Consider the following 1,238-nt stretch of genomic DNA (forward strand, 5'->3'; position numbering starts at 1 on the left):
CTCGTCACTCGGCCCTCGTCCCTGCCTGAAAAGTTGGGATAAAATAGCCGCTGACTCAATCACATAACAAAGCGAAAACCTATGCGTAGCTCCCGTTTGTTGCTCTCCACCCTGAAAGAAACCCCGGCCGACGCCGAAATCATCAGTCACCAGCTGATGCTGCGCGCGGGGATGATTCGCAAACTCGCCGCCGGGCTCTATACCTGGCTGCCCATGGGACTGCGAGTGCTGCGCAAGGTAGAGAACATCATCCGCGAGGAGATGGACCGCGCCGGTGCCCAGGAAGTCCTGATGCCGGCGGTGCAACCGGCCGAGTTATGGGAAGAATCGGGCCGCTGGGAGCAGTACGGGCCGGAATTGCTGCGGCTTGAGGATCGTCACGGGCGCGAGTTCTGCTTCGGCCCGACCCACGAGGAGGTCATCACCGATCTGATCCGGCGCGAAATTCGCAGTTACAAGCAGTTACCGACCAATCTCTACCAGATTCAGACCAAGTTTCGCGACGAAATTCGCCCCCGCTTTGGTGTGATGCGGGCCCGCGAGTTTCTGATGAAAGATGCCTATTCCTTTCATCTGGACGACGCCTCGCTGGATGAGACCTATCACCAGATGCACGACACCTATTGCCGTATCTTCTCGCGTCTGGGGCTCGACTACCGCCCGGTCCAGGCCGACACCGGCTCCATCGGAGGCAAGCTGTCCCACGAGTTTCATGTGCTGGCCGACTCGGGGGAAGATGCCATCGCCTTCAGCAGCAACAGCGACTATGCCGCCAACGTGGAGCTGGCGCCCACCCTGCCGGGCAGTGGCAGTCTGCCGCCCGCCGGCGCGACGCTGCAGACCGTCGACACACCCGGCCAGCACACCATCGAACAACTGGCCGCCTTCCTTGATGTGCCCGCCAGCCAGTGCCTCAAAACCCTGCTGGTAGTCGATGCCGAAGAACAGGTTCATGCCCTGATTCTGCGCGGCGATCACGAACTGAATATGCTCAAGGTGGAAAAACTCGCGGGCATCACCCCGCCGCTGCGCTTTGCCACTGATGTGGAAGTCAAACAGGCCTGCGGCTGCGAGCCCGGCTCCATCGGGCCGGTTGGTCTGGAAGTTCCCTTGCAGGTGGATCACGGTGCCCTGATCGCCGATTTTGTCTGTGGCGCCAACGAGCCGGATAAACATCTGACCGGCGTCAACTGGGGACGCGATCTGCCGCAACCGGCCACGGTCGACATCCGCAATGT

General features: G+C 60.9%; 1 protein-coding gene. It reads left to right on the plus strand.

Annotated elements, in window-relative coordinates:
- Positions 1-81: 81 nt before the first annotated feature.
- The coding region (locus RI563_RS05665; RefSeq protein ID WP_310693388.1) for a proline--tRNA ligase at positions 82-1,238 on the plus strand (1,157 nt) is incomplete at its 3' end.

Origin of the sequence: Thiohalophilus sp. (assembly GCF_031581315.1) — a bacterium.
Classification (GTDB): Bacteria; Pseudomonadota; Gammaproteobacteria; order UBA6429; family Thiohalophilaceae; genus Thiohalophilus.